General features: G+C 40.8%; 23 protein-coding genes. All 23 read right to left on the bottom strand.

All coding sequences use genetic code 11. The features are described 5' to 3' along the window. Nucleotides 1–2: 2 nt before the first annotated feature. Nucleotides 3–1,298: an NAD(P)/FAD-dependent oxidoreductase gene (locus ACPF64_RS06955; RefSeq protein ID WP_426455882.1), complete on the bottom strand. Its 1,296-nt coding sequence runs from the start codon at nt 1,296–1,298 to the stop codon at nt 3–5. 29 nt (nt 1,299–1,327) lie between these two features. Further along, on the bottom strand, nt 1,328–3,643 hold the full coding sequence (locus ACPF64_RS06950) for an MMPL family transporter (RefSeq protein WP_426455881.1): 2,316 nt from the start codon (nt 3,641–3,643) through the stop codon (nt 1,328–1,330). Then, nucleotides 3,618–4,247 carry a LolA family protein gene (locus tag ACPF64_RS06945; RefSeq protein WP_132070865.1) on the bottom strand — a complete coding sequence of 210 codons (630 nt, stop codon included), beginning with the start codon at nt 4,245–4,247 and terminating at the stop codon, nt 3,618–3,620. The genes ACPF64_RS06950 and ACPF64_RS06945 overlap by 26 nt, the downstream gene beginning before the upstream one ends. Then, nucleotides 4,247–4,675, bottom strand: coding sequence for an acyl-CoA thioesterase (locus ACPF64_RS06940; protein ID WP_000542808.1), 429 nt, complete (start codon nt 4,673–4,675; stop codon nt 4,247–4,249). The genes ACPF64_RS06945 and ACPF64_RS06940 overlap by 1 nt, the downstream gene beginning before the upstream one ends. A 9-nt stretch (nt 4,676–4,684) precedes the next feature. Further along, nucleotides 4,685–6,220: an HAL/PAL/TAL family ammonia-lyase gene (locus ACPF64_RS06935; RefSeq protein WP_426455880.1), complete on the bottom strand. Its 1,536-nt coding sequence runs from the start codon at nt 6,218–6,220 to the stop codon at nt 4,685–4,687. A gap of 1 nt (nt 6,221) precedes the next feature. Continuing rightward, a complete protein-coding gene (locus ACPF64_RS06930) occupies nt 6,222–7,148 on the bottom strand; it encodes an acyltransferase (RefSeq protein WP_426455879.1) in 927 nt (308 codons plus the stop codon). Between the two features lie 2 nt (nt 7,149–7,150). Continuing rightward, the gene (locus ACPF64_RS06925; RefSeq protein WP_426455878.1) at nt 7,151–7,891 is read right to left on the bottom strand and encodes a glycosyltransferase family 2 protein; all 741 of its coding nucleotides are present in this window, start codon (nt 7,889–7,891) and stop codon (nt 7,151–7,153) included. Between the two features lie 2 nt (nt 7,892–7,893). Further along, nucleotides 7,894–9,552, bottom strand: a complete 1,659-nt coding sequence (locus ACPF64_RS06920; protein ID WP_426455877.1) for an AMP-binding protein — start codon at nt 9,550–9,552, stop codon at nt 7,894–7,896. Between the two features lie 9 nt (nt 9,553–9,561). Next, nucleotides 9,562–10,116, bottom strand: a complete 555-nt coding sequence (locus ACPF64_RS06915; RefSeq protein WP_127493167.1) for a septation protein IspZ — start codon at nt 10,114–10,116, stop codon at nt 9,562–9,564. After that, on the bottom strand, nt 10,113–10,367 hold the full coding sequence (locus ACPF64_RS06910) for an acyl carrier protein (RefSeq protein ID WP_080592314.1): 255 nt from the start codon (nt 10,365–10,367) through the stop codon (nt 10,113–10,115). The genes ACPF64_RS06915 and ACPF64_RS06910 overlap by 4 nt, the downstream gene beginning before the upstream one ends. 5 nt (nt 10,368–10,372) lie before the next feature. Continuing rightward, on the bottom strand, nt 10,373–10,633 hold the full coding sequence (locus ACPF64_RS06905) for a phosphopantetheine-binding protein (protein ID WP_000067033.1): 261 nt from the start codon (nt 10,631–10,633) through the stop codon (nt 10,373–10,375). Between the two features lies 1 nt (nt 10,634). Further along, nucleotides 10,635–11,438, bottom strand: coding sequence for a lysophospholipid acyltransferase family protein (locus ACPF64_RS06900; RefSeq protein WP_080026281.1), 804 nt, complete (start codon nt 11,436–11,438; stop codon nt 10,635–10,637). Then, complete coding sequence (locus tag ACPF64_RS06895; RefSeq protein ID WP_426455876.1) at nt 11,423–12,037, bottom strand: beta-ketoacyl synthase chain length factor; 615 nt, start codon at nt 12,035–12,037, stop codon at nt 11,423–11,425. The genes ACPF64_RS06900 and ACPF64_RS06895 overlap by 16 nt, the downstream gene beginning before the upstream one ends. A 196-nt stretch (nt 12,038–12,233) precedes the next feature. Next, nucleotides 12,234–13,643 carry a ribosome biogenesis GTPase Der gene (gene der, locus ACPF64_RS06890; protein ID WP_005036930.1) on the bottom strand — a complete coding sequence of 470 codons (1,410 nt, stop codon included), beginning with the start codon at nt 13,641–13,643 and terminating at the stop codon, nt 12,234–12,236. 187 nt (nt 13,644–13,830) lie between these two features. After that, nucleotides 13,831–14,976 carry an outer membrane protein assembly factor BamB gene (gene bamB, locus ACPF64_RS06885; RefSeq protein WP_426455875.1) on the bottom strand — a complete coding sequence of 382 codons (1,146 nt, stop codon included), beginning with the start codon at nt 14,974–14,976 and terminating at the stop codon, nt 13,831–13,833. Then, nucleotides 14,976–15,674, bottom strand: a complete 699-nt coding sequence (locus tag ACPF64_RS06880; RefSeq protein WP_004641116.1) for a YfgM family protein — start codon at nt 15,672–15,674, stop codon at nt 14,976–14,978. The genes bamB and ACPF64_RS06880 overlap by 1 nt, the downstream gene beginning before the upstream one ends. 28 nt (nt 15,675–15,702) lie before the next feature. Next, on the bottom strand, nt 15,703–16,995 hold the full coding sequence (gene hisS / locus ACPF64_RS06875; protein ID WP_426455874.1) for a histidine--tRNA ligase: 1,293 nt from the start codon (nt 16,993–16,995) through the stop codon (nt 15,703–15,705). Further along, the gene (gene ispG / locus ACPF64_RS06870; RefSeq protein ID WP_426455873.1) at nt 16,992–18,107 is read right to left on the bottom strand and encodes a flavodoxin-dependent (E)-4-hydroxy-3-methylbut-2-enyl-diphosphate synthase; all 1,116 of its coding nucleotides are present in this window, start codon (nt 18,105–18,107) and stop codon (nt 16,992–16,994) included. Before ispG ends, hisS begins: the two co-directional genes overlap by 4 nt. Nucleotides 18,108–18,128: 21 nt before the next feature. Beyond that, nucleotides 18,129–18,920: a helix-turn-helix domain-containing protein gene (locus tag ACPF64_RS06865; RefSeq protein ID WP_004641111.1), complete on the bottom strand. Its 792-nt coding sequence runs from the start codon at nt 18,918–18,920 to the stop codon at nt 18,129–18,131. Further along, nucleotides 18,911–19,711, bottom strand: a complete 801-nt coding sequence (gene pilW, locus ACPF64_RS06860; protein ID WP_212749600.1) for a type IV pilus biogenesis/stability protein PilW — start codon at nt 19,709–19,711, stop codon at nt 18,911–18,913. The genes ACPF64_RS06865 and pilW overlap by 10 nt, the downstream gene beginning before the upstream one ends. 14 nt (nt 19,712–19,725) lie before the next feature. After that, nucleotides 19,726–20,961 carry a 23S rRNA (adenine(2503)-C(2))-methyltransferase RlmN gene (rlmN, locus tag ACPF64_RS06855; RefSeq protein ID WP_231764111.1) on the bottom strand — a complete coding sequence of 412 codons (1,236 nt, stop codon included), beginning with the start codon at nt 20,959–20,961 and terminating at the stop codon, nt 19,726–19,728. Nucleotides 20,962–21,084: 123 nt separating this feature from the next. Continuing rightward, nucleotides 21,085–21,516, bottom strand: coding sequence for a nucleoside-diphosphate kinase (gene ndk, locus ACPF64_RS06850; RefSeq protein WP_003654870.1), 432 nt, complete (start codon nt 21,514–21,516; stop codon nt 21,085–21,087). 113 nt (nt 21,517–21,629) lie between these two features. Beyond that, complete coding sequence (gene iscX, locus ACPF64_RS06845; RefSeq protein WP_003654869.1) at nt 21,630–21,830, bottom strand: Fe-S cluster assembly protein IscX; 201 nt, start codon at nt 21,828–21,830, stop codon at nt 21,630–21,632. Nucleotides 21,831–21,902: the final 72 nt, after the last annotated feature.

Genomic DNA, 21,902 nt, shown 5'->3' with positions numbered 1-21,902 from the left:
GATTAGCCCTCAAGTGCCTGTTCTTGTGCCAAGCCCTCACGACAATATTCTGCCAAAGTAGTAAGTCTACGTTTGGCATTTTTATGGATTGGATTTTTTTCATCCCACGCATAACCAGCCAGTAATGAAGAAATCATACGGCGAATGCCTTCATTCTGATTTTGTGAGAACACTACATCTTGAAACTCACCTTCATACCATGACTCAACATAGGCACGAAATACCTGAATACCACGGCGTAATGGTTTTTCATATTCTTGCAACCAGTCTACCTGCTCACCTTGCAAGACACGCTCAACCAAAGGTACAGCCAAGCTGGAAGATTTTAAAGCGATCGTCACACCCGATGAAAAGACGGGATCGAGAAACTCACCGGCATTACCCAATAGCGCATAGTTGTGGCCTGCCAAGTGTTTTACATTCGCTGAGTAACCCACCAAGGTGCGTACTGGTGTATCAAATCTTGCACGGTGCAATACATGTGACAAGCTTGGCTCATCGGCTAAAATGCGCTTAAACATTGCCTCAGGTTCATTATCTTCAGCATTTTCGACCGTGTATTTGTCAAAAAAATCTTGTTCTGCAACCACACCAAAAGAAGCACGACCATCTGCAAATGGAATAAGCCAATACCATGCGCGATGATCTTTTTCGTGCACAGTAATTAAAATTTTATTGCGGTCAAACTCAGGGTCGTCTGTAATTCCGTCTTCAATATGGGTAAACAGCGCACGTCGTACTGGAAAATTTGATGGGCTCTCTAAATCTAAAAGCTTTGGTAAAATCCGCCCAAAACCACTCGCATCTAACAAGAATTTAGTTTGAATCTGATAACGCTGTTGTTCTTCATTTAATATAGTAAGTACAGGTTGTTCAGATGCAACATCAACATCTAAAACCTCATGTCCAAAGCGTATGTCAGCACCATAAACTTGTGCCTGCTTTGCGAGTAAGTTGTCAAAATCTGCACGGCGAACTTGCCAAGTAGTCCCCGGCCCATCCGTAAATTTTTCTGTAAAGTCATAAAAGCTACGTTGTTTACCGCGTAAAAAAGCCGCGCCATTTTTAAATTGAAAAGCGTATTGATCAACATGCTCACGGACCGTTTCTAATAAACCAGCCTCTTCTAAAAATGCCATAGATTGCGGTAACAATGACTCACCAATCGAAAAACGTGGGAAATGCTGTTTTTCAATGACCGTAACGGTATAACCCTTTTTTCGAAGAAGTGCCGCAGCAGAACTACCTGATGGTCCAGCCCCAATAATTACGACGTCAATTTTTTCTATAGTGCTCATAGCACAACTTCCTTTTTAATTTATTCAAATTATGAATGGTCTTGTAAATTCACGATATGTTTTTCATCTGCGGGAGTTAATAAAGTCGCATAGATAAACGAGAAAATAACCCCGAATAAAACCGTTAAACCAAAACAATGAATTGCGTAAGTATGGCTAAATGAAAGTAATCCAAAGCCAAGTAAGGTGGACATCATACATAAAAATAACGCCATTCCAACCACTTGCGGGTGATCATGTCCATGTCGGTAAAAAATTGCATAGTCGACTCCAATCCCGATAATCAGGAAAGTTGCCATAATACTAAACAGGTTAATCTCGACACCTAACCATGCCTGAACAGCAAAAGTGCTCAGTAATGCCAAACTTACTGGCAGGACCAAAGGCACAATCGAACTTAGTCCATAAATAAGCGCCAAACCAACCGCCAGACCAATTAAGGCATAAATCAGAAGATGCTGAGCCTGCACTCGATGTTCAGCAAACATTTGCGACATTGCAGTAATGGGTTGCTGGAAATGTATGTGATCATTCTGAAGCTGCTTTAACACTTCAGGCTGTTTCACCCCTGTTACCATCACTAATCGTTCATTGGCTTGAGGCTGTAAAAAAGCTAAAGGATGATCTTTAAATACAGAAAAATCTAATAGCGGTTGTGTAGCCAGTTGCTGTTGCCACTGTAAAACGTCAGTGACATTTAACCGCATGCTTTGGGCATATTGCTGCAAAGTCGCTTTTGGAATATTTCTTAATAGTTGTACATTGTTTTGCTGCTCTGCCAATGGTGGAATCCACTGTCCCAGAGCTTGAAATGCACTGATTTTCCCTTGTGACTGCAACTGTTGTAATTGCCCAATCAGTTGCTGCTCTTGTTGCTGCATTTCATTTGCAGAGGCTGCTCGTACTACAAAATAATCACTGCTTTGTTGCTGGCCAAATTGCTCACGAACAGCTTGGTCTTGCTGTTTCAGACTCACATCCATCCCTTGTAAGTTACGGATGTCATCGTTACTTTTAAGATAGAAAAGACTCACCGTACCCACTGCTATAATGGCTGCAATCAATCCATAACGTATTTTAGCTCGTTGTTGAAACCATAAGCGTGCTTGTCCAATCCACGACAATGCTCGTATGGCTGGCTGAGCATTGAGTGCGGGCAGTCTTGGCAATAAAAGCACACTACTAATCCAAGCCGCAGTCAGTCCCACAATTGAAAAGACTGCAATCTGCTTGAACCCAGGAAATGGAGTAAAACTCAAAAAGATGTAAGCAACCAATGTGGTCATTAAGCCCATAAACAAGCTTGGCAATAGTGGTTTTAAAATTTGAAAACCGCCAAGCTGTCTATGCTGTGATTGCATCGCCATAAAATAAAATGAAAAATCGACACAAACACCAATAAGACTCGCACCAAACACCAATGTCATGAGGTGAATTTCACCAAACATCCAATGCGTGACTGCAAATGCAACAAAGCTTCCGGTCGAAACTGCAATAAACTCGGTCGCCAAAGGTCGCAATGAACGAAAGCCAAACCAAACCAGAAAAATTAAGCCCAGTGTCGAACCGACACCAATGGTTGAGATTTCCTGTTTAGCTGATTGCGTCCCAAAATTTGAAAATAAAATAGTTCCAGTCCAATGAGAATTTAATCCCATTGTCGCTAAATTTTGCTTAGTTTGCTCAATCCAGTTCGATACCTGTTCTTGATAATCAATATTGTATGGGCTTTGGGTTAACTGTAATACGAAAAGCCGAGAGATACCTTGCTCATGATGAATCGTGGCAAAGCCCTGCTCCATTTCAATATCTTGTTGTGACGGATTCGCCAACTGCATGGCATAACGAGGGAACAATAATAATGGGTCTTGCTTAAGTGACTCAGCAGTGACAGGCATGCCGGGACTCATCATCTGCATCAGACTTTGTTCCGTCAGTGCCTCGTAATCCAGCTTTTGTAATAAGGCTTGATCTTGCGTATTCAACAACCCTGTTCGATGTTGATACAACTGTTTTGCAAATTGATCAAAATCAAGCTGTGGTTTGAGTGGCTGCCATAACTGACTTTGCTTGGCCTGCGTCGTTAAGAAATGAGTCGCTTTTTGTATCGCAGCTTCATCTTTGGCATCTACCACCACAAATACTTTATTGTTGAGTTGCTCATTCATGTACTGCTGAGTACGTGCAAGTTCTGGGTCTTGCTGAACTTTAGGCAATAACGCAAAAATATTAGTTTGAATATGAATATCTTTATTCAGCCACGTCACGCCAAGCCCCACCGCGATCAGTAGCAGAGAAATTAACCAAAGCGCGGTGAACTTATTTTGCCAGTTGGAAAAGCGCATGCTCAGCAGCCGTTAGAGTCGTCGGTTGAGAAGTCTGGTGACTAAAACGAATGGTAGTCAAATTATTGGCTTTTTCGGTAATCACAATTTGGTTAACGTACTGTTGCCCTTGCGCATCAACACGCACAAACAGCTTTTTAAACAGGCTACTTTTTGGAGTTAAGCTCATGCTCCAACCCGCTGGACTATAGTTCGCACTTACTACATTAAAATTCTTTGCCAAGGCTTGTTCATTACCTGACATTAACTGCAAAAATAAAGTTGCTACAGAGCTATAAGGTGATTGATCCACCTGAATTTGGCTAAATGTACGCTGCGTTTTTTGCACTAGCTTCGTTGGGGTAACGATCAAATCTGCTTGTACTGGGCGTTTGATTTGCCATGCCACACCATAAGATTTAGCAAATAATAACGAGCCGTTCGACACAAAGGTTTTATTCAATGATGGCAGTTTTTTTTGCTGTTCGAAATCAGCACGAACCGTAGGAGACTGCGACAATTGCTGAAAAATTTGAGTGATCTGTGCCGGTGCTGCATAGACCGCACTTAAACTACCCATCCAGATAGCAGTACCTAAACCTAAAGTTTTGATGAATTGAGACATCACGCATTCCTCTTCGGTTGAAACTCAGACCATGCATTTAAACGATCAAACAAAACCTGAGGCGACTGAAAACACATTTCACGGGCTTCAATATTCACCGCCACCTGTGTGGTATAACCTTTGGTTAAGCGTTTCCCAGACTCAGCATCAAAAATCAAATAATCAATTTTCAAACGGTTTTCCCATTCTTTTAAAATGGCGCGAACCCGAATCTTTTGTTCAAACTCAATACCGTATGCATAGCGAACATGGCTTTCAATCACAGGCCATGCATAGCCTGATTCTTTCATCTGCATATAGTTGTAATGAAATTGATCGAGCAATTTACAGCGCGCAATCTCAAAGTATTTTAAATAGTGTCCATGCCAAACCACATTCATGGTATCGACATCATGAAATGGAATTTCAATGATTACATCTGCATGCATTGGCTCACCTTATCCCATAAATTCTGGTTGATTAAACAATTCAAGTTGGTCTAAACGATCAACAATCTGTTGTAATTCGGTTTGTAATGGTCGGTCTTCTTCGACAAATGCAAAGCTTTGTAAGGTCCATTGCATAAATGCCTGCAATGTTGGGCTTAACTGTGCTGTTAAACCTTTCAGATGAATCGCCTGCACACTAGCGCAGCAGAGGGCTGCAACCACTTGTTGGGTTAAGGTGATCACCCGACTTGCATCACGTGCAGCAATGGTTCCCATACTGACTTTGTCTTGGTTATGACATTCGGTTGAACGTGAAAAAATCGACGCTGCCAAAGTGTTTTTTAAGGCTTCAGCTGTCCACGCTGACACCCCGATTTGCACCGCTTTAAAACCATGATTCAGTGGTAAACGTTCAGCCGTTGCGCCAGTTAAATTACGTGGTAAACCATGATTCATTTTATGATCGACCAATTGTGCAATCTGTCTATCCATCAAGTCAGCAATATTGGCAATCATAATTTTTAAGCTATCCATTGCTTGTGCAATGTGCCCGCCGTAAAAATGACCGCCATGCAACACACGCATCCCTATCGGATCAATCAAGGGATTGTCATTGCTGGAATTCAGTTCATTTTCAATAAACTGACGTAACCATACTTTTGAATCTTCAAACACACCAATAATATGCGGTGCACAGCGCAACGAATAACGATCTTGTAGGCGCGGGCTTTGATGTGCTGTTTGTACTTCGCTGTTAAGCCAATCACGTAATTGTTTGGCAATCTGTTGCTGCCCAGGATGGGGTTTCTGAGCAAACAGTACTTCATCAAAATGACTAGGATTACCTTCCAAGGCCAGCACATTTAGAGCTGTAATCAAAGTACTTGCGAGTGCAATCTGCTCTGCTTTTTTATAGTTTAAACAAGCAATTGCCGTCATCACGGCAGTGCCGTTCATAAGCGCCAAACCTTCTTTAGGTCTGAGCGTTAATGGTTGCAAGCCTTTTTCAGCATACACCTGAGCAACAGGGGTAATTTGTCCATCAATATAGACATCACGCTCCCCGATTAACGTTCCAGCAATGTATGACAACGGCGTTAAATCACCGCTTGCCCCCACCGAACCTTCAGATGGAATGACTGGAATCACATTTTCATTCAGCAACCAAACCAATCGTTCAAGCAATGCCAAAGACACACCTGAATAACCACGAGCCAACGAACATAAACGCGTCACCACTACTGCACGTGCAGTGATCACATCTAAGTTTTCACCTAAACCACAACCATGAAAACGTGAAAGATGTAGCGGTAACTCATTGACCTGATGTAATGGCACTTCAACTAAACATGAGTCACCATAACCCGTAGTCACGCCGTAAATGACACCTTCTTCTTCAAGTAACTGATCAAGAAAATCAGCACCTTTTTGAATTAGGTCACGCCATGAAGATGACTCAGGTAACGCAACCAGACATTCGCCTCTTGCGACCGAAACGACATCTTCAATACTCAGTGGCTGTTCACCTACGGTTAAAACACGCATGTTATTTCGTCCAAAAATTATAAAAATTAAACCATTGATAAGGGGCACGTACACAATGCTGTTCTAATACGGCAACATACGTTTTAGTTATGGTTTGCATACTTTCAATACGGTTAGCGCGGGGTAAATTTACCTGCTCGGCAATTGAATGAATATGAACTTGGAACTGTTGCTGCACCCGGTAGCAAAACACTGCAATAACAGGTACTTTCAGTAAATTTGCCAAGATCCATGCGCCTTGTGGAAAGGCTGCTGATTCCCCTAAAAAGTCGACATGCTGTACACGATCTGACTGCACAGGTACACGATCCGCAGCAACAATTACCCACTCACCCTGTTGCATTTTGTCTTGTAAAATCATAGCGGTTTCAATGCCCAATTCATCGACAGGCAATAAGCAAACATCAGCCTTATCATTTAGCTTTTTCAAAAACTCATTAAATTTGGTCGCATGTTTTTGATAAACCAGCACGTTAATTTTCTGGGGATGTTCTGACTTAATTGCCCGAAGCAATTCAATATTGCCAAAATGGGAAACCACTATCAGTGCCCCTTTTTGGTAGTGCCGAGAAAAGTTTTCATGCCCAAAAACTTCTAGATTTTGCTCTGAGATATGACCTAGCCAGCCCTCGATCTTATCTAAAATACATTCACCAAATTGCATAAAATGCGCATAGCTATTTGCCCAAGTTGGTTGGTGACTAAATGGAGACTGTGTTCCAGCAAAATGATGCAGTTTTTGTAAATAAATTAAGGAAGCTTGTCGTGCTGTGGCGGCAAACAGCCAATACCACATAATGACAAAATACATCACCAACTTGCATAACCAACGTCCACCAAAACGGTAAAACCACAACATGAGCATGAGAGGCAACATGCCTCCTCGCTCTTTAATGTCATTCCATTTTGGTGAAGCTGAATCTGTCATAATTAACCTTGCAGCCTCTGTTTTAACAGCTTCGGTAAGCGAATCAGCATGCCCATAAACAAAGTTGCGTGTGCTTTACTCAGCCCCAAGTTATCTCGCCAAGCATGAAAATGGGAGATGCCCTGCTCTGGATAAACAACAGGTGTCGGCACATTAATAAATGAGGTATTTTCCCATTTTAAACGCACCAAAATTTCGCTATCAAAGCCCATACGTGGCTGAAACTTAGCGCTGTTCAAAACTTTAATAGTGCTCTCGAGCGGATACACGCGAAACCCACACATACTGTCTTTAATTTCAAAAGACAAACTATTAAGCCAAACCCAAAAATGGGTAATGTAACGACCATACAACCGTTTTTTAGGAATAGATTCATCAAAGTACGGCTGACCAATTACCATGGCTTTGGGATGTTGCTGGGACTGCTCAATAAATTTAGGAATGTCATCCCAGTGGTGTTGCCCATCGGAATCGAGTTGCAAAGCATGGCTTAAACCCAACTCATGTGCAGCACGCAATCCTGTAATCACAGCTTGCCCTTTGCCCTTATTCACTTCATGTTCAATTAAATGAATTTGTGAATATTGATTAGCTAATGCCCGTAAAACCTGGCTACAAGCATCATCACTTCCATCATTTACCAATACAATCGGCAAATGAAAACGATCAAGATAGGCAATCAAGTCAGCTAAATAATGGGGATGGTTATAAACTGGGATAACAAAGCCATAGTTGGTCTGCATTTTTAACCCTCTACTTCCGTTTGCAAAGCGAATAATAAACGCCCAGAAGCCAAAATCTGTTCTGAATCGCGTAGCTCAAAACCCACTTTATGCTCTTTTCGAGAAAGCTTAAGTTGTACAATTGCATAAGGACGGATCAGATTTTGAAATTTTAGCTGTTCATAACCCTGACACCAATTTAAGTCCGACCAAATTGATTTAGCAAAATGTTGTAAAAAACCTATTTGCCCGACCCCAGGATAAATAGGTTGTGTCGGGAAATGCCCTTTAAAACAAGCTAATTCTGTTGGAAACTCAAGGCTCAAAATATAGTCATCTGAACTTTGAGACTGCGACAAAACCACAGGTTGTAACATAGGCTTAAATAGAGTCTGCAAATAGCTTTTATTGAGTTTAGACTGAGAATTTTGCGGTAGCTGACTTAGGAAACGCCATTGACGTGGAATCGCTATAGTTTCCAAGCTGTCTTTCAACTGTAGTTTTAAATGACCAACAAAAGCCGACTTACCTAGTTGCTGTAACTGTTCCCGTGCATCTTCTTTTAAAACAAAAATACATCCCAATATTTGGCGATGCTCATGTTCAAGTACCAATACATGACATTGCTGTACTGCATCTAAAGCTTGAATGCTTTGCTCGATCGCATCTAGGCTCAGACGCTTTTCTTCAAGTTTAACAATTCGATCTGTACGTCCTAAAAGCCTAAAAGTCTGACACGTTTCATCTGACCATGCTGCACCATCACCTGTGGTAATCCAATCATCCTCAAAGGCATGATTACTCTTTACCATGAGCTGTTGGTCTTCAATCCGAATAGCCACATTACTAAATGCAGTCCAAGCATCTTCATCTTTAGCACGATGGGCAATACCACCTGTTTCAGAGCTTCCCAAAACTTCAATAATCGGACGATTTAATAAAGGACGAACACCACTTTCCAGTTTGCCACCCGAACTAAAGACCATCTGGCATTCTTGTAAAACGACATCGGTTGTCCAACGTTTTAATAATGCAGGACTTGAAATCAAATAATTGCTTAATCCCAACGTTTCTAATTGTTTTTGAGCTTGTACAACATCTTCTGGGAATGCCATTTGAGGCACATAAAAACTTCGACCAGTAGCAAGTGGTAGCAGTAATTTAAACAGTAATCCATAAATATGTTGATGACTAACCGTTGCAATCGCGATTGCATGTTCATCAAAACTAAAGCTTTGACTCAACCCTTGAACTTCGTTGAGTAATTGTTTGAGTGTTCTTGGGATTTTTTTAGGTTCACCAGTTGAACCTGATGTATAAAAATAGAGTTGCGCCTGCTCTAGAAAAGCATCATCTAAGGTTAAAGATAAAGGAACAACTTTTTCAACATCTTGACGCTTTAAAAAATAAATCTGCTGCGCTGCGAAATCTTGTTCTAATTCGCGTACTCGATTTGGTGGTAAAAGTACCTGTTTTTCTGCTAACAAAGCGGCAAAAAATAAAACCAGAAATTCATAGCTGTCTGCTTCCCATAATGCCCAAGTTAAATTTTCCATTTGAGCAATTGCAGCAGCTTGTAAGGCAACGTCCTGCCAAAATTGAGTAAAACTAGTCGAATGTAGAGCAGCATCTATACAAAGTGGATGAGCTGAATCGATGAATTTTTGAAAATGACAGTGCATAGTTTTTAATTAATGATTTGAAGAATGTAAACGCTGATGTCGCTTACGCAAAATAAATTCACCAACGAACAAAATGCCCATTAGTACATACGAAATAAAGCCATTATAAATGACCCAAACCTGAGTCGATGTAAAAAGTACGGTGCTTAAAGCAATCAATGCATTACAGAAAAAGAAAATGCACCATACCTTAGTCACCTGTCTGGTCCACTGCACACCAGAAGGAGGTAAATCAGGTTCAACGAGTCGGGCAAAGCGTTCAATCATAGACGGCGGTTTGATGAGTGTCAGTGCAAAAATAACCAATGCACCCAAACTCATGCCAACCGGATATAACTTTAACCAAGCATGATTATGTGACAGCAAGCTAAGACTGCCGCAAACAATGGCAAAACCAGTTAAAGGCCATAATAATGAGTTGCCTTTACTAAACAGTCTGACCACACCTAATCCGATGAGTAACACACTCACCCAAACAAATTGACCGTGCGTCAAACTCCAACCCACAATAAAGGGATACAACACAAAAAGTGCTGTAATCATCCCTTTAATCACGAGCTTCATTCAGCAGTCATATTCCGAATAACCGTCACGACATCAAGTACAGTTCGCACATTTTTAAAATCTTCAGGTTTTACTTGCTTACCCGTTAACTCTTTAATTTTTACAACTAAATCAACTGCATCAATACTGTCTACATCAAGATCTGAATATAAGTTTGAATCGAGTTGAACAGACTCCGGTTCAATTTCAAACAAATCTTCCATCCATTCGCGGAGTTTAGTTAATACTTGCTCTTGAGATAACATCATCACACTCCTTATGACTTCTGCTGTGCTTCAACTAAAGCAACTAAACTTTGGATTGATTTAAAATGCTGTTTGGTTTCATCCGACTCTGCATTTAAATGAATGTTGTAACGCTTTTTCAAAGCTAGTCCCAACTCCAGTGCATCAATCGAGTCTAATCCTAAACCTTCTCCAAATAATGGAGCTTCTGTATCAATATCCGCAATAGTGATATCTTCTAGTGCCAAAACATCAATAATCATTTGCTTTAGTTCATCAGCAAGATTGCTCATTTCAAGATAACTCTTCATCAAAAATTTTATAAAAACTACGACTTAACTGACGAACTTGTTTAGGTCCTACTGTTAAATCATCTAACAAATCTGAAACTTGTACAGCATCGAGTACTTTCACTTCGATATGAAATGGTCGAGATGGTACGTGGTACCATTTTTCATTCTTGGTTAATGTCGATGGTGTACAGGTAATAATTACTGGGCGAATTGGTACATTTGCACGAATGGCAATGTTGGCTGCACCGCGCTGAAATTCGTTTAGGGTCATCCCTTTTTCAGTACGCGTTCCTTCCGGAAAAATTAAAAGAGAAGCCGCATTATTTTCTTTCAGACGCGTCACACAGTCTTCAACAAATTGCTGAGAGCCTGCGTTCAAAATATAACCCGCGCTTTGTACAGGTCCTTTGGTAAAGGGGTTCGACCAAAGAGACTGCTTCACCACACAATTAGCCTGCTGCATCATACCAATTAGTACTACAACATCAATCAAACTCGGATGATTGGCGATGACTAGCTCTTGGCGACTATTCTGTAGCTTTTCCAAACCGTCTACCGAATAAGTCATGATGCCCAGTTTGACCATCATTTCGGTAAAGCCTTTAAAGCTATACTTAATCACATTCTGCGCACGCTGCTGGCGCTTTTCAGAATCAGAGGTTGTGGCATTCAGCACGGGTGCAATGACGGTGGCAATTGCCATACCACCCAGCCCGAAACTGGCAAAACTAAAACCAGTTGCAGCTACACGCCAACAATAATTACCCTTTTGTTTCAGATTTTTAAGATTTAGCATTTGTTCCACCCAAATGCAGATATTAACTGGTCAGCATCCTGCCAAAAATGAGCAAAAGTAGGACCATCTGCTTCATCTGTATGCGTCCACGCAGTAATTTGTAAATTAGGTTGCTCTAAAGTAACGACAGCAGCCATAGCATAGGCGGGGAAATCGACCGCCTCAGCATAAATTTGGGGTAAGGGTTCATCATAGGCAACGACCAATACCCGCTGGATATCTTTCATTGACTTTAAAAGAGCATAGGCCTCAATCAAACTTTCAGTCCATGAACAGCTTAAGCTGGTAGAGGGAGTGTCATCCTGACATAAAATAGAGTAAAGCCCAGAAATTGCATTATGAACAGACGTTGAAAATTGTGTAGGTGATGGAGCTTGCTCACTTAAAACATCTTGCAAGATATTCAACGTTTTAGACTCGTCACCATATCGTGATACCCAAACTATATAATCAGCTTTACTGCCATCTAATGCACCAAGCGCACTATTTAAAGCAAGTTTAGCTAATGGCGATAACCGTCTACGCTGCATAGCTGGAATACAGTCAAGGGCTGTATATGAGGGCTGAGCATGTGTAAATGTGAGCTGAGCAAGATGTAATGTTACCATGCTAAAAGTGAACCCTAAGCAGCATTATTCTGTCGGAATATAAATTATTTTATAAAGATGCTGATTATAGCATTCGTTATGAAATTTACAAAAAATTACGTTTATCATTCACACTTTTTCATAACTCTTGGCACATGCTCATTTATTTGCAATAAAAAACCCAAAGAAGACTTTGGGTTTTTGAACTTTAAAAAGCTTAACGTTTAAACTTTTTCTCAGCTTTTTTGAATTTTTGTACATAACGACGTTTACGTGCCGCAACGCGCTCATCCACTTGTGACTTACGTCCTTCAAATGGGTTTTCCGACGTTTTAAAATCGACACGTACTGGCGTTCCTTCCAGTTTGTAAACTTTGCGGAACACATTCTCAAGGTAACGGCGATAATCCGCTGGGGTTTTGTCGACCTTATTACCGTGAATTACGATCGTTGGTGGATTTTGTCCACCCATATGCGCATAACGCATTTTAATACGCTTACCACCAATCATTGGTGGTTGATGCGCTTCAGTCGCATCATTTAAGATTTGGGTTAATTTCGCAGGAGAAACTTTTAAATGCGATGAATCATAAGCACGATGGATGGTTGGGTACATTTCCCCTACGCCAGTGCCATGCAATGCCGAGATTAAATGGACTTTCGCCCAAGGAATAAAGTCAAAACGACGATCAACATCCAATTTACACTGTTTACGATCGTATTCGGTCATGTTGTCCCATTTGTTAATGGCGATCACCATGGCACGACCAGCTTCAAGTGCATAACCAATCAAATGTAAATCTTGTTCAACTACGCCTTCACGAGCATCCAACACCACCACAATCACATGTGCATCTTTAATGGCTTGTAGTGTTTTCACGATTGAGAATTTCTCAATCATTTCATCAACTTTACCTTTACGACGCACACCCGCTGTATCAATTAATGTGTACTGACGACCATCACGTTCAAATGGGATATAAATAGAGTCACGAGTTGTACCAGGTTGGTCAAATGCTACTACACGATCTTCGCCCAGCAAACGATTGACCAAAGTCGATTTACCCACATTTGGACGACCAATAATCGCTAAACGCAAACCTGTTGCTTTGTCATGCTCTTCTGGATTTTCATCTTCAGGTACGTCTACTAAGACATCCTCAAGCATTTGCTGTACACCACGTCCATGGCTGGCAGCAACTTGTAAGGGTTCACCCATACCAAGTTTGTAGAACTCAACCAACGCAGCTTCTGCATGAACACCATCAACTTTATTGGCAACCAAGTAAACTTTTTTACCCAAAGTGCGCAGTTCACGAGCAATTTGTTCGTCCGAAGCCAATAAACCAGCACGCGCATCAACCACAAAAATGATGATATCTGCTTCATTGATCGCTGTTTTTGACTGCTCAGCCATGTAGTTATCAATACCGCCTTCATTTTCACCAATACCGCCAGTATCAACAACAATGAAAGACTTATTCTGATAAGTCGCATCACCATATTTACGGTCACGAGTCAGGCCCGCGAAGTCGGCTACAAGTGCATCACGACTCTTGGTAATCTGGTTAAATAACGTTGATTTTCCGACATTCGGACGACCAATGAGCGCAATAACGGGTTTCATACAATAACCTTAATTCAAGACCAGCCATATCTCATGGCATGAGCATTAAAAACAGTACAGGAGATATATTTTAAGGTCAGAGATGACCATAATAAAAGACGGGGCTTTGAACTGATTTAATTCAAACACCCCGATATTTTTAACAGCGTAATTTGTTAAGCGCTTATTTTAGCACAAGCGAACGAAATTAACGATTCTGCCAAATACTTAAATCACCTTTTCTGGTCGAAACATAAAGTTGGTTCTCGATAACACGTAATGTATTAACTTCACCACTTGTTTTTGAACGACCAATTAATTTACCTGTTGCTGGTTCAACAAGATGTAATACGCCATCTAAATCACCAACAACAAGATCTTGTCCTAGCACAACCGGATTACTTAAATGACGGTTTAACAAACTATCATTTTCCCAGATTTTTTCGCCAGACGCTAAATCGTAAGCTGTTAACTTACCATCTGCTGAAGAGACAAATACTTTATTGTCATAAACTTCTGGACGTTTAGTACTGCTCGAATCTTCACTCCAAACTACACGTTGAGAAGCAAGATCGGTAACAGTCACTTGACCTTGGAAACTGGTCGTTACCACAAACTGCCCAGCTACAGTAGGATCACCTTCGATATCAATTAAACGTTGAATATCAGAACGACCTTCGCTTACTGCAACACGACGTTGGAAACGTGGAATACCACTAATCGTATCAATTGCATAAACATATGCATTCGCAGATGCAATTAATACAGTACGAGGATCAAGGCTCACCGGTGATGCCTGACCACGCAAACTAAATTGTACATTTGGTAATTTATAAGCCCAAACTTGTTGGCCCGAAGTAGCATCATGCGCAAATACAGTACCATCATTCGCAATGGTAATAACGCGTCCAGATTGAACCAATGACGGGCTTAACAATGCGCCCGATAACTGTGCAGTCCACTTCTGTTCGCCTGTTGCTTGATCTAGTGCAAAGAGTTGCCCTTTACTATTACCAACAACAACAATTCCTTCAGCAGCTTCAACACCAGAGCTCAAGCCTAATTTGCTGACTTTCTTCTCCCAAATGCGTTGTTTACCACGATATGCAGCTACTTCGCCTTTTGGATCAAGCGTAAAAACCACACCGTCGCTTGCATCAAGTTGCAAACGTAATGGATCAGCCTTATCAGTAGAAGAAACACTACGCGAAAACACTGGCGTTAAGGTCTTTTTCGACTCGGTCAATTTCGGTAGAGGATTAGGTTTAACTTCTTTTACTTTATTACTCGAACATCCCACCAGTACAGCCGATGCGATTGCAATTGCCAAAGGCAGTTTGAATTTCTGATTCATTAAGACTCTTCCACCTGTGTTTCCAAAATTGGGCGCTCAATCTGTGGATCTTCAACTAAAACGCCAACACTTTCGAGTTTAATTTGTAAAATTTGTCGCTCTTGTTTACGTTCTAGTAACGAATTCCAGGCTGCCTGATACGCTTTTTTAGCAGAATCAACATCTTTCTTAGCAACAAAGATATCACCACGTAACTCTTCTACCGTTGCTTTAAATGCTGGATCGACGTTACCAGACAAGGTTTTTAGTGCTTCATCATATTTGTTTTGCGCCAATTGTGCATCTGCTAAACGCAATTTTACAACCTGAATCAAACCTTCATCTTTTACTTTTGAATTTTCAACTTTCTTTAATGCTTTTTCGGCAGCAGCATAGTCCTGTTTTTCATAGGCTAATTTTGCTAATACAAACTGAGTCTGTATTGCCTGAACAGAATCGATATCATCTTTTACAATTTTATCTGCCGATGCAGTTACTGAACTTAAGGCATTAGGATTATCGGCACTTGCATTTGCCTCATCCATTAACTGCTGTACTTTTGCAGTTTCTACTTGGCTAGTCGCCAAATTCTTTTTTTGCCAGTATGTCCACCCAAAAAAGGCAATCAACGCAATGAGAATTCCGCTAATCATGGCAGAACCATATTTTTTGGCGAACGACTTTAAGCTGTCGAATTGTTCTTCATCACTTACGCTCATGTGATTGTCCTTTTCCAGATGTTTCAGTTTATTTTGTAAATTTTTGGATTAAAAATGGTACGAGGTCAGCAATTGCGACTTGTGACTGTTCAGCTGTTGCTAGTTCTTTTACTGCAAGCTGCTGTGCATCCCACTCTCGTTCCCCTAAAATCAAAGCAAAGATTGCTCCAGCCTGATCAGCTTTTTTCATCTGGCTTTTCATGCTGCCTTGCGAACCTGTTTTGATTCGAATACTGCTATTTGCAGCTTCTAACTGGTCACGTAATTGTTCCGCTAAAATCAAAGCTTTAGTTTGATAAGCAGGCTCTGCAACCAAAAAGACTTCACAATCACGAATAACTTCGACCTGTTCAACTTGCTCAACTAAAAGCAATAAACGCTCCATACCCATGCCAAAGCCAACAGCTGGTACAGATTGATCTGGTTTACCTTTTAGCTGACCAACCAGACCATCATAACGACCACCTCCACACACAGTACCTTGCGAACCAAGTGCAGTTGTTGTCCATTCAAAAACGGTCTTGTTGTAATAATCTAGACCACGTACCAATTTTTGGTTAATTACAAATTTAACGCCCGCAGCTGTCAAATAATCTTGCAATTGTTGGAAGTGACTTAAACTGTCTTCTTTTAAAAAGTCATATAATTTCGGCGCATTTTCCAGAATTTTCTGAGTAGATTCAATTTTAGAATCTAAAATGCGTAACGGGTTTGTTGTTAAACGGCGCTGTGAATCTTCATCCAACGCATCTTTATGTTCATTTAAGAACGCAACTAAAGCATTACGGTATTCTGTACGTTCATCTTTTTCACCTAAAGTATTCAACTCAAGTTGAACCATGTGATCAACGCCCATACGCTTCCATAACCGAGCTGTCATCAAGATAACTTCAGCTTCAATATCAGGAGTGGCGACACCGAAAGTTTCAACACCAAACTGGTGGAACTGACGGTAACGTCCTTTTTGTGGCTTTTCATAACGGAACATAGGTCCCATATACCACACGCGTGGCGTAGCACCGCGCAACAAGTTATGTTCGAGCATCGCGCGAACACAACCTGCTGTACCTTCCGGACGTAAGGTTAACGACTCAGGTGGATTACCTTTATCGAAAAAGGTATACATTTCTTTTTCAACAATATCGGTTGCATCACCAATAGCACGTTTAAACAAGCCCGTTTGTTCAACGATCGGCAAACGAATTTGTTGATAACCATAAGCATCCATTAAAGACGCTAAATGTTGCTCGAGACGTCTCCACGCTACTGTTTGCGTTGGCAAGACGTCATTAAAACCTTTGATTGCGACAATTGAACTCATGATGAACTACGAATAATTTCTTTAGATTTAGCTTCTTCAAGCTCTTGAACACGTTGACGAACCATAGTTTCGATTTCATCAACCAATTGATCGGTATCGATTAAATGGCTTTTCTCACCATTACGATAAACCAGTGAGCGAGGCGCAGCCCCAACAACCCCGATATCGGCTTCTTTTGCTTCACCCGGGCCATTTACCTTACAACCAATCACTGACACATCCATTGGAGTACGAATATCTTCTAAACGCTCCTCCAAAGCTTGCATCACTTGAATAACGTTAAATTCTTGGCGCGAACAACTCGGACAAGCAATAAAGTTAATCCCGTTAGAGCGAAGTCCCAATGATTTTAAGATATCAAAACCAATCTTGATTTCATCTTCTGGTTCGGCAGCAAGCGAAATACGCATCGTATCGCCAATACCTTCCATCAATAATCCGCCAAGGGCAATCGCTGATTTCACAGTACCAGTACGGTAAATACCCGCTTCAGTTACACCAAGATGTAATGGATTATCGATTTGTTTTGAAAGTAAACGATAAGCATCCATTGTTAAAAATACATTAGATGCTTTTACACTGACTTTAAATTCATGGAAATTGAGTCGATCTAAAATATCAATATGGCGTAATGCAGACTCAAGCAATGCGTCGCCTGTAGGCTCGCCATATTTTTTTTGTAAATCTTTTTCTAGAGAACCACCATTGACGCCAATACGCATTGAAATGCCATGATGACGTGCAGCAGCAACGACTTCACGAACTTTCTGGTCGGACCCGATATTCCCCGGATTAATGCGTAAACAGTCTGCACCATAATCTGCAACTGCTAAGGCAATTCTGTGGTCAAAATGAATATCGGCAACTAATGGTACTGAAACGCGCTTACGAATTGCGCCAAATGCTTCAGCAGCCTCCATAGATGGGACCGAAACACGCATAATATCAGCACCTGCTTCAGCGCAACGTTCAATCTGAGCAACGGTTGCATCAACATCGCAAGTTTCAGTGTTTGTCATACTTTGCACGCTAATAGGTGCATCGCCACCGACATACACCGACCCAACACGGATTTTACGTGTTGGTCGACGTTTAATTGGGTTCTCTATCATTGTATCGCTCAACTCATGGTATTAGCGGGATAAACGGAATTCAGCTTTACCGTTTACCGTATATGGAGACAATGAAATCTGTTCTTGGTTTAAACTTAATGACACAGCAGTTGCATCATCAAGACGAATCTGAAATGGAGACTCACCATTTAAATTTAAAGTTGATGACTGACGACCTGTCGCCAAAACTTTACCTGTTGCATCAACAATATGAACAGAAGTTGGTCGGTTAAAGTTTAGCACCAATTGATCACCCACTGTTGAAGTGGCATTTCCTTTCATAGGTAAAACTTCAACATTAGATTGATTTACTTTAGGTAAATCAGCATCCTCTTTCTTTGAAGTCCATTTTTGAATACCCATAACAATCAATGACACAACAGCAATAACCAAAATTGCAAGCAGTGCACGCTTCAACCATTTCTTATTACGGTCACTGTTAGAACCTGGGAGTTTACCCATAATTTTAATCGGTGAATTATTTAAAGCATGGTTCGGTAAAAGCCCGGTATCATTTGCATAAATCTCATCAAAGCGCTGAATAATTGCCGTCGCATCTGTATTTAGATATTTTGCATATGAACGGTAATAACCCTTGATAAAAGTCGCTTCTGGCAATGACTTATAATCATCTTGCTCTAAAGCGGTTAGAGTTTTAACCGGCATGTTTAGATCTGAAGAAACTTGCCCTAACTCTTTATTCTGAGCAACTCGAATTTGACGTAAATACTCACCAGGACGTTGAATATTTCCTAAAGCAGAAGTCGGTAAGCTTGAGCCAGTTGGCTGCTGTGAATTAGGATTTATTTCCATACGGCCTCAGTACTATACTGTAATTGCAAATAACGTTGATATTCTGGACTTTCTGGGAACAAGGCACGTAATTGGTTTACTAACACTTGCATTCCCATTTTATCCGCATTGGCTCGAGCCACTCTTACACCAATCCAAAGTGCTCTTGCACCCTGATTTTTCTGCCCCACTGTACGAACATATTGCTCATACATTTGTGTAGCAGCCGGAATCTGCTGCTGCAAATAAAAAATTTCCGCTAACTCTAACATTGAAATATAAGAATCGCGGTTAGCAAGGAGTGATTGCTTGAATGTTTTTTCAGCATTCGCAACATCACCCAATTTTAAATAAATACGCCCCAGATTTTCTAACGCCTGATAGCGTTGGTCATACCCTAATGTTGTGCCAGCAATACGAAATTGCTCGATCGCATCATTATAGCGTTCCATTTGGTATAAATAAGTACCATAGTTATTATGTGCTTGAGCATTATCTGGTTCAGATGAAATTGCTCGTTTAAAATAATGTTCTGCTTTTTCTAAGTTCGGCTTACTACCTTCTTGCTGTAGTAAAATACCCATCATCATATTTGCCGTTGCATCACGGCTATCTACACTTAAAGCTTGATCAAGAGCTCGCTTTGCCGAATCCAAGTCACCTGAACGGATATGTTCAGCAGCAAGTTGTGTACGCACCTTTACCGCTTTTTCCGGGTCTTTTTTTTGCGTATGCGTTGTCTGACAACCACTTGTCAAAAGCGCAACTGCAACTCCCATACAAAATACCGTTTTTAACTTTGGAATACTCAAAGCCTGCCCTCAATTTATCCTTGTGTCCGCAAAATCTCTTGACGCTGTGTGACTTTCTTCTGCCACTGTTCAGCACGACGAGTTCTATCAGCCACTTGACCGACTAACTGTCCACATGCAGCATCAATATCATCACCACGTGTTTGACGAATCGTACACACAAATCCAGCATCAGACAAAGTTTTTTGGAACGAGATAATTCGATTTCGGCTTGAGCGACCATATGGCGCATGCGGGAACGGATTAAATGGAATTAAATTAATTTTACTTGGTAAGTTTTTTAATAATTTAATCATTTGCTGTGCATGTTCAGGCTGATCATTTACGCCCTCTAACATCACATATTCAATAGTCACATGTTTACGCGAACTTTCATTACCATCTTTGGCAATATAACGCTGACATGCTGCAATTAACTGAGCCAATGGATATTTTTTATTAATTGGCACTAATTCGTTACGTAATTCATCATTTGGCGCATGTAAAGAAATTGCTAAAGCAACATCAATGTCTTTTGCAAGTTGGTCAATTTTTGGTACAACACCTGACGTTGATAAAGTCACACGACGTTTTGACATGCCATAGGCAAAGTCATCAAGCATAATCTGCATTGAGCTTAATACGGCATCATAGTTGAGCAATGGCTCACCCATACCCATCATCACGACATTAGTCACTGAACGCTCGCGCTCGGCAACGGGCACTTCTTCCATATAAGAATAGTTTGCCATCCAGAGTTGTCCAATGATTTCATCTGGCGTTAAATCACGTTGGAAACCTTGTTTACCTGTTGAACAAAATGAACAGTCCAATGCACAACCTACTTGTGAGGAAATACACAAAGTTTTGCGCAAGCCTGTTTTATCTTCAGCAGGAATTAATACAGTTTCAACCAAAGATCCTGCACCATCACCCACGCGAAAAACCCACTTACGTGTGCCATCTTTTGAATAATGACGGTGAACAACTTCAGGCGCCTTGATTTCACAAATCTGTTCAAGCTTCTCACGTAATTTGCCTGAAATATTGGTCATTTCAGCAAAATCAGTAATGAAGTATTGATGAATCCATTTCATGACTTGTCCGGCACGAAACTTTTTCTCACCAATGTCTTCAAAGAATTTTTCTAATTCAGTACGAGACATGCCGAGTAAATTCACTTTATTTTCGGCAGCAGGAATTACCAGCGTGGACGAAGATTGCTGCTGTCCATCAAGATTTTCAGATGAAACGACCTCTGCAGAACTCATGTGTATTTACCTAAACCATGTCAAAAAACTGAAGATATTGTTCAAGAATCAAACAATATTCTCTTGAGAGAATAAAAAAACCAGATAAGTAGTATACCACTTATCTGGTTTGAATGCTTTCGATTAACGAGTGCGTGGGCAGATCTCGTTGTCAGCAAAGAAGTAAGCAATTTCACGCTCTGCAGAAGCAACTGAGTCAGAACCGTGAGCAGCGTTTTCATCGATGCTTACAGCAAAGTCAGCACGGATAGTGCCAGGAGCTGCTTCTTTAGGGTTTGTAGCGCCTAAGATTTCACGGTGTGCAAGAACTGCATTTTCGCCTTCAAGAACAGATACTACAACTGGACCAGAAGTCATGAATGCAACTAAGTCACCAAAGAAACCACGTTCTTTATGCTCAGCATAGAAACCTTCAGCATCAGCTTGAGAAAGGTGTTTCATTTTAGTCGCAACAATTTTTAAACCCGCTTTTTCAAAACGAGCAAAAATATCACCGATGTGGTTTTTAGACACTGCATCAGGTTTTACGATAGACAAAGTACGTTCAATAGCCATGAGTGGCTCCTTTATTTTAAGATTTAAACTTTAAAAAATTTGCCGCATTATACCGATGTCATAGGCAATAATCAGCTTTGTATGTGTAAAAGTTGCGATTTTTTCTACTGTTTTTAGCGAACTTCGTCTATCCAGGCCATTTGGATCCCTTCTAGCAATCCTTCTGTCGATTTATTAGGGTCATCATTAAAATCTGGTAAAGCACATACCCATGCATGTAAATCGGTAAAACGAATCCATTGCGGATCAACTTCTGGATGTGCTTCTGACAATTCAATGGCAATATCAATCGTATCTGTCCAACGTAAGCCCATAGCGGCTCCTATCTGTTTAATCTGCTAAATCAAGAACTGTGTACTTTAGCAAATCCACAAACCTAATCGTTA

The sequence above is a fragment of the Acinetobacter sp. KB005 genome (genome assembly GCF_049949095.1).
Classification (GTDB): Bacteria; Pseudomonadota; Gammaproteobacteria; order Pseudomonadales; family Moraxellaceae; genus Acinetobacter; species Acinetobacter calcoaceticus.
The sequence above is the reverse complement of the archived record's forward strand: the minus strand, read 5'-3'. Positions and strand labels throughout refer to the sequence as shown.